Annotated in this window: 7 protein-coding genes and 1 pseudogene; 3 read left to right on the top strand and 5 right to left on the bottom strand. The window is 71.9% G+C overall.

The features are described 5' to 3' along the window. Positions 1–6 precede the first annotated feature (6 nt). Positions 7–456 (bottom strand): hypothetical protein, encoded by a 450-nt coding sequence (locus ACFYTT_RS08100; RefSeq protein ID WP_387258103.1) that lies wholly within the window; start codon positions 454–456, stop codon positions 7–9. 104 nt (positions 457–560) lie between these two features. Then, entirely contained in the window at positions 561–1,409 is an 849-nt protein-coding gene (locus tag ACFYTT_RS08095) for an SDR family oxidoreductase (protein WP_387258101.1), read from the bottom strand. 105 nt (positions 1,410–1,514) lie between these two features. Between ACFYTT_RS08095 and ACFYTT_RS08090 the strand changes: the two genes are divergently transcribed. Further along, positions 1,515–1,892, top strand: coding sequence for a winged helix-turn-helix transcriptional regulator (locus tag ACFYTT_RS08090; protein ID WP_387258099.1), 378 nt, complete (start codon positions 1,515–1,517; stop codon positions 1,890–1,892). A gap of 28 nt (positions 1,893–1,920) precedes the next feature. Here the strand turns inward: ACFYTT_RS08090 and ACFYTT_RS08085 are convergent, their stop codons facing one another. After that, on the bottom strand, positions 1,921–2,520 hold the full coding sequence (locus tag ACFYTT_RS08085) for a ClpP family protease (protein ID WP_387258096.1): 600 nt from the start codon (positions 2,518–2,520) through the stop codon (positions 1,921–1,923). A 315-nt stretch (positions 2,521–2,835) separates the two neighbouring features. After that, positions 2,836–3,467 (bottom strand): annotated as a pseudogene (locus ACFYTT_RS08080) (helix-turn-helix domain-containing protein). A gap of 157 nt (positions 3,468–3,624) precedes the next feature. On the opposite strand from ACFYTT_RS08080, the gene ACFYTT_RS08075 reads away from it, so the two are divergent. Further along, entirely contained in the window at positions 3,625–4,638 is a 1,014-nt protein-coding gene (locus ACFYTT_RS08075) for a TrkA family potassium uptake protein (RefSeq protein WP_131052010.1), read from the top strand. 13 nt (positions 4,639–4,651) lie between these two features. Here the strand turns inward: ACFYTT_RS08075 and ACFYTT_RS08070 are convergent, their stop codons facing one another. Continuing rightward, positions 4,652–5,134, bottom strand: coding sequence for a MarR family winged helix-turn-helix transcriptional regulator (locus ACFYTT_RS08070; protein WP_131052011.1), 483 nt, complete (start codon positions 5,132–5,134; stop codon positions 4,652–4,654). An 84-nt stretch (positions 5,135–5,218) separates the two neighbouring features. Between ACFYTT_RS08070 and ACFYTT_RS08065 the strand changes: the two genes are divergently transcribed. After that, a complete protein-coding gene (locus tag ACFYTT_RS08065; protein WP_176092465.1) occupies positions 5,219–5,860 on the top strand; it encodes an FMN-dependent NADH-azoreductase in 642 nt (213 codons plus the stop codon). Position 5,861: the final 1 nt, after the last annotated feature.

The raw sequence follows: 5,861 nt of genomic DNA, 5'->3' as shown, positions 1-5,861 counted from the left end.
GCGCCGTCAGGAGCCGGGCGGGGTGCCGTAACTGTTGCGGTAGACCTTGCCCGGCTTGGGGTGGGTGAACTTCAGGCCCGCCCACACCTCGTCCACCCGCAGGCAGGTGCTCTCGACCAGCCCGAAGTCGTAGCCGATCCGGATCACGCTCTTGAGCTCCAGGTCGGAGCCGAGTCGGCCGCCCTTCGGCCAGGAGAGCCAGAGCATTCCGCCCCGGCGCAGGTGCTCCCGCAGCACCGGGAAACGGTGCCGCATCTCCTCCTGCGTGGTGACGAAGAGGTGCAGGTAGTCGAACTCCCCGGCCAGGATGTCGGCGACCGCCAGCTCGGGCAGCCGCAGCGCCTCGACCGCCGAGGCGGGCGCCGCGTCCAGATAGGCCCGGCTGCCCGGCTTGACGCCCATCTTCTGCGCCACCGTCCGACCCGACGTCACTCGTTCCCCCGTTGCCTGCGTCATACCGTGGACGCTAACCCGCCCCTGTGACAACGCCCGCTGCCACGACGGGCCACTGAAGGTCGGCGGCCCGCCGCCACCGACGGCGGCGACGGGCCGTCCGTGGGTCAGAGCGCGGTGCGGATCGCCTCGGCGAGGGTCACCGGCGGCCGTCCGATCAGCCTGGCCAGGTCGTCGCCCTCGACGTACAGCTCACCCTCGGCGGCACCCCGGTCGCCGTCGGCCAGCACCTCCGCGAACCCCTGCGGCAGTCCGGCGCCGACCAGCACCTCCACGTACTTCTCCACCGGCAGGTCCAGGTAACCCACCTCCCGGCCGCTCTGCCGGGACACCTCGGCGGCCAGCTCGCCCAGGGTGAACGCCGGACCACCCAGCTCGTACACCCGGTTGGTGTGTCCCTCGCCGGTCAGCACCACGGCGGCGGCCTCCGCGAAGTCCGCGCGGGCGGCGGCGCTGATCCGGCCCTCACCCGCCGCACCCGCCACCCCGTGCTCCAGGTACGTCGGCACCTGCGGGAGATAGTTCTCCAGGTACCAGCTGTTGCGCAGCAGGACGTACGGCAGCCCGGAGGCGACGATCTCCTGCTCGGTGGCGCGGTGCTCGGTGGCGAGGATCAGGCTGGACGTGTCGGCCTTCGGGATGCTGGTGTAGACGACCAGCCCGACCTCGGCCTCCCTGGCAGCGGTGACCACGTTGCGGTGCTGCGCCACCCGTCGGCCCACCTCGCTGCCGGAGACGAACATCAGCTTCTCGGCACCGGCGAACGCGGTCCGCAGCGACTCGGGATCGTCGTAGTCCGCCTGCCGGACGGTGACGCCACGCCCGGCCAGGTCGGCGAGGCGGGCGGTCTCCCGGCCGAGCGCCACGATCTGCCCGGCCGGTACGCCCCGATCCAGCAGCGAGGTGACGATGAGCCGGCCGAGGTGCCCGGTGGCACCGGTGACGACGATGGACATGGATCCTGCTCCCTCCACGGAAACTGCCTGACGTCGGAGGCAACCGGAAGATCGCCCGACCACTTCCCGTTGGAGAGTAGGCACCTTGAAGTGCGCCACATCCTGATGGAGAGTAATAGCGTGAAACCCGACCTGTACGACCGGAAGTGCGGCAGCCGACAGGTCCTCGACCGGATCGGGGACCGGTGGAGCGTCCTGGTGGTGCTGACCCTCGCGAACGGCCCCAAACGGTACGGCAAGCTGGCCCAGCGGATCGACGGGGTGAGCCAGAAGATGCTCACCCAGACCCTGCGCGGCCTGGAACGCGACGGCCTGGTCACCCGCACCGTGCACGCCACCGTCCCGCCCCGCGTCGACTACGAGCTCACCGACCTGGGGCGGGACCTGCGGTCACTGGTCGCCGGCCTGGAATCCTGGGCGACGGACCACCTCGCCGAGGTGGAGGCCGCCCGCGCCCGCTACGACGCCCGCCAGCAGGCGTAGTCACCCTTTCCGCCGGTCGGCGTGGTCGCTAGCCGGCGGTCAGCGGCGTCGGGAGGTCGGTGGCGGCGCGGACCACCTGGTCGATCAGGCCGTACTCGCGGGCCTCGTCGGCGGTGAACCAGCGGTCCCGGTCCCAGTCACGTTGGATCTCGTCCAGCGGACGCCCGCTGTGCTGGGCGATCAACTCCAGCATGGTCCGCTTGACGTGCAGCATGTTCTCCGCCTGGATGGTGATGTCGCTGACCGTGCCGCCGAAGCCGCCGTGCGGCTGATGCATCACCACCCGGGTGTGCGGCAGCGCGTACCGCTTGCCGGCGGCACCCGCGCAGAGCAGGAACTGGCCCATCGAGGCGGCCAGGCCCAGCGCCAGCGTCGCCACGTCGTTGCGGACGAAGCGCATTGTGTCGTAGATCGCCAGTCCCGCGCTCACCGAGCCGCCCGGCGAGTTGATGTACAGCTGGATGTCCCGGTCCGGGTCCTCCGCCGCGAGCAGCAGCATCTGGGCGTTGATCCGGTTGGCGACCTCGTCGGTCACCTCGCTGCCGAGAAAGACGATCCGCTCCCGCAGCAGCCGCTCGTACACCTGGTCGCCGAAGGACCGCTGACCGTCGTCCAGCATCGTGACCATCTCGTCCACCTCCACCCGCCGGTGGCGACCTCCGCCGCCCGGGAACCGGCCCGTCCAGCGTGCGCCGGTCGGGTGGCCGTTCCCCAGCACTTCTGCCCGGGGCAGATCCGCCCACGGCAGAACGGCTCCGGCGGTCACCGTCCTGCTGGTCGGCCCGGCCGTGACCACGCCCCGGCCGCCACCAGGTCCCCGGCGAGCAGCCGGGGCGGGACAGACGGCGACCTCGTCGGTGCCGCGCCGACGAGCCTGAGGGCGTGGGCGGATCAGCTCGACAGTGGTTGCAGGTGACGTCCTGCCGGTTCGGCCGTGGCCTGGTCAGGGCCGTCGGCTCCCGCGTCGGCCTCGGCGGTGTCGCCGAAAACGATGATGCGAAGACCGCCATTGAAGCCGAATCCGCCGGCCGGTCCGGCAGCGACACCACCGGCGACGACACCGCCAGCAACGACACCGCCACCGGCGGCGCCACCGGGGGCGAAGTCGCCGCCCAGCCGCGTGTACCCGCCGACCGTCGCCGACCCGCCGCTGCCCTGGAACCCGCCGGCCAGGCCGGTGCCGAGGGACGCGGTGTCGATCAGGGTGCTGCCGAACCCGATGCCGCCGAACTGCGCGACCGGGTGGGCGAAGCCGTCCGTGCCGCGCGGGACGGAGGCGGTGGGGCCGCCACCCCGGACGGCCGGGACGTAACTGCCCTGGGGGGTGGTCGGGGCGGGCCGCTCGACCCGGCGCAGCTCGTCGCGTACCTCTCCGAGCAGGTCGGAGAGCGGAAGGCCGAGCGCCCGGGAGACGGCGCCGAGCACCTCGGAGGAGGCTTCCTTGCGCCCCCGCTCGACCTCGGAGAGATAGGGCACCGACACGCCGGCGGCCTCGGCCACCTCGCGCAGCGTGCGGCGCTGTCGTTGGCGCTGGCGGCGCAGGACCGCACCGATCACCCGTCGCAGCAACGTCATGCCGGGACCTCACTCTCGCCGGTCTGCGCTGACCGTTCCCATCATGCCGGGCCGCCGCCCGCCGCGCCGCCCCTCGCTGCGCCACCCCGCCGTGCGAATCGGCGGGCAGGGGCTATCTTGTGGGCGTGCAGTCGACCGAGTCTGGCCAGGCCCCGCGGTGATCCACTTTCCCGCGCAGCGGCGGGGCCCGCTCAGCGCGTTGAGTATGCGGCTGGCCGCCGCCGTCGGACTGGTGCTCGCCGTGGTGACGGTGGTCTACCTCGACCGCGACGGGTACCGGGACGTCAACGAGGACGGCATCACGCTCCTCGACTGCTTCTACTACGTGGTCGTCTCGCTCTCCACCACCGGGTACGGCGACATCACCCCGGTCAGCGACTCGGCGCGGCTGATCAACGTCCTGTTCATCACGCCGGCCCGGGTGCTGTTCCTGATCATCCTGGTCGGCACCACCCTCGAAGTCCTGACCGAGCAGTACCGGACCGGCCGCCGCCTGCACCGGTGGGAGAGAAAAGTGAAGGATCACGTCATCATCTGCGGCTACGGCACCAAGGGCCGTAGTGCGGTCTCGGCGCTGCTGGAGAACGGGTTCGAGAAGTCCCGGATCGTCGTGGTGGAACGCAACGGCGCGGCGCTGCGGCAGGCCACCACGAACGGGCTGGTCGCCATCGAGGGCTCCGCCACCCGATCCTCGGTGCTCAACCAGGCGCATGTGCGGACCGCCAAGGCGGTGATCATCGCGACCGACAGCGACGACGCCTCGGTGCTGGTGGCCCTGACCGTACGGCAGCTCACCGCCGGTCAGGTCCGGATCATCGCCGCCGCGCGGGAGGCGGAGAACGCGCCGCTGCTCAAGCAGAGCGGGGCGCACCACGTCATCGTCTCGTCGGCGACCGCCGGGCGTCTGCTGGGCCTGTCGACCTCCGCGCCGCCGTTGATCGACGTGGTCGAGGACCTGCTGACGCCCGGTCAGGGGATGGCGCTGGCCATGCGGTCGGCGGAGCGCAACGAGGTGGGCCGGAACCCGCGCGAACTGGAGTCCCTGGTGATCGCCCTGGTGCGGCGCGGCAAGGTGGTCACCCTGGCCGACCAGGCGGGTGCGGTGGTGGAGACCGGCGACATGCTGGTCCACGTACGCGACGACCGTCCCACCGCCAACACCCTGCCCTGATCGCCGACCCGGGTCAGCAGAGGACGTCGGGGTTGTCCCGGATGGCCTCCGTGCAGGTCGCCGGCCCGCCGCTGCTGGCCCGCCGCAGCAGGTCGTAGAGCGTGTCCCGCTCGGCGGGGTCGAGTGCGGCGAGCACGTCGTCCTCGGCTCCGGCCAGGGCGCACTCGGCCTCGTTGAGCCGCCTGGTCCCGTGCTCGGTGAGGCTGACCACGTGTCGACGGCGGTCCTCGGGGGAGCGGCGACGCTCGACGAGCTCCGCCGTTTCCAGGTCGTTGAGCAGCCCCACCACGTTCGTGCCGTCGAGTTGCAGGCTGCCCGCCAACGCCTGCTGACTCATCTCGCCGGCCTCCCGCAGCACGGTGAGCGCGACCAGGTGCCGGGGGCGCAGACCGAGCGGTGCCAGCACCGACTCCGAGCGCAGCCGCATCCGGCGGGCCAGGAATTCGAGCAGGGCGCCGGAACGGCGCTCCCTGTGCTCGGCCGGCCCGGCAGTCATGTGACCGAGTTTACCCCCCACGGCGAAACATTGGCCTGCTATAAATAGTTGGTGCTACACAAACCATCTGTGAGGGGTTAGCCAATGCCGCACCTGTTGCACATCGACTCGAGCATCCGGGGAGAGCAGTCGGTCAGCCGCCGGCTCACCGCCCGCGCCGCCGCCGCGTGGCAGGCCGCGCATCCCGGCGGCACGATCACCTATCGCAACCTCGGCAAGGAGCCGCTGCCGCACCTCGACGAGGCCGCCGAGACGGCCCGGCACACGCCGCCCGACCAGCGCACCCCGGAGCAGCACCGGATCTGGGAGCTGACCGAGCAGGTGGTCGCCGAGGTGCAGGCCGCCGACACCGTGCTGCTCGGCCTGCCGCTCTACAACTACGGCGCGCCGAGCAGCGTGAAGAGCTGGGTGGACCTGCTGATCGCGCCCGGCCTGTCGTACGATCCGGCCACCGGCGCCGGGCTGCTCGGCGGCCGGGAGTTCATCGTGCTGGCCTCCCGGGGCGGCGGCTACGGCTCCGGCACCCCGCGCGAGGGCTGGGACCACGCCGCGCCCTGGCTGCCGCACGGCCTGTCGATGACCGGCCTGGAGCCGAGGTTCATCGGCTGCGAGCTGACCCTGGCGTCCAGCGTCCCGGCCATGTCCGAGCTGATCCCGCTGCACGAGGAGAGCCTCGCGGTGGCGCAGCGGAGCATCGACGAGCTCTGGGTACCGGCCACGGTCTGAC

The organism is Micromonospora sp. NPDC003816, from assembly GCF_042874705.1.
Classification (GTDB): domain Bacteria; phylum Actinomycetota; class Actinomycetes; order Mycobacteriales; family Micromonosporaceae; genus Micromonospora.
Note: the sequence above shows the minus strand (reverse complement) of the source record. Positions and strands in the feature narration are given on the sequence as shown.

Excerpts from the sequence above, each read along its gene's own strand:
- ACFYTT_RS08070 (WP_131052011.1), bottom strand. The coding sequence starts at position 5,134 with ATGACTGCCGGGCCGGCCGAGCACAGGGAGCGCCGTTCCGGCGCCCTG.
- ACFYTT_RS08095 (WP_387258101.1), bottom strand. The coding sequence starts at position 1,409 with ATGTCCATCGTCGTCACCGGTGCCACCGGGCACCTCGGCCGGCTCATC.
- ACFYTT_RS08065 (WP_176092465.1), top strand. The coding sequence starts at position 5,219 with ATGCCGCACCTGTTGCACATCGACTCGAGCATCCGGGGAGAGCAGTCG.
- ACFYTT_RS08100 (WP_387258103.1), bottom strand. The coding sequence starts at position 456 with ATGACGCAGGCAACGGGGGAACGAGTGACGTCGGGTCGGACGGTGGCG.
- ACFYTT_RS08090 (WP_387258099.1), top strand. The coding sequence starts at position 1,515 with ATGGAGAGTAATAGCGTGAAACCCGACCTGTACGACCGGAAGTGCGGC.
- ACFYTT_RS08085 (WP_387258096.1), bottom strand. The coding sequence starts at position 2,520 with ATGGTCACGATGCTGGACGACGGTCAGCGGTCCTTCGGCGACCAGGTG.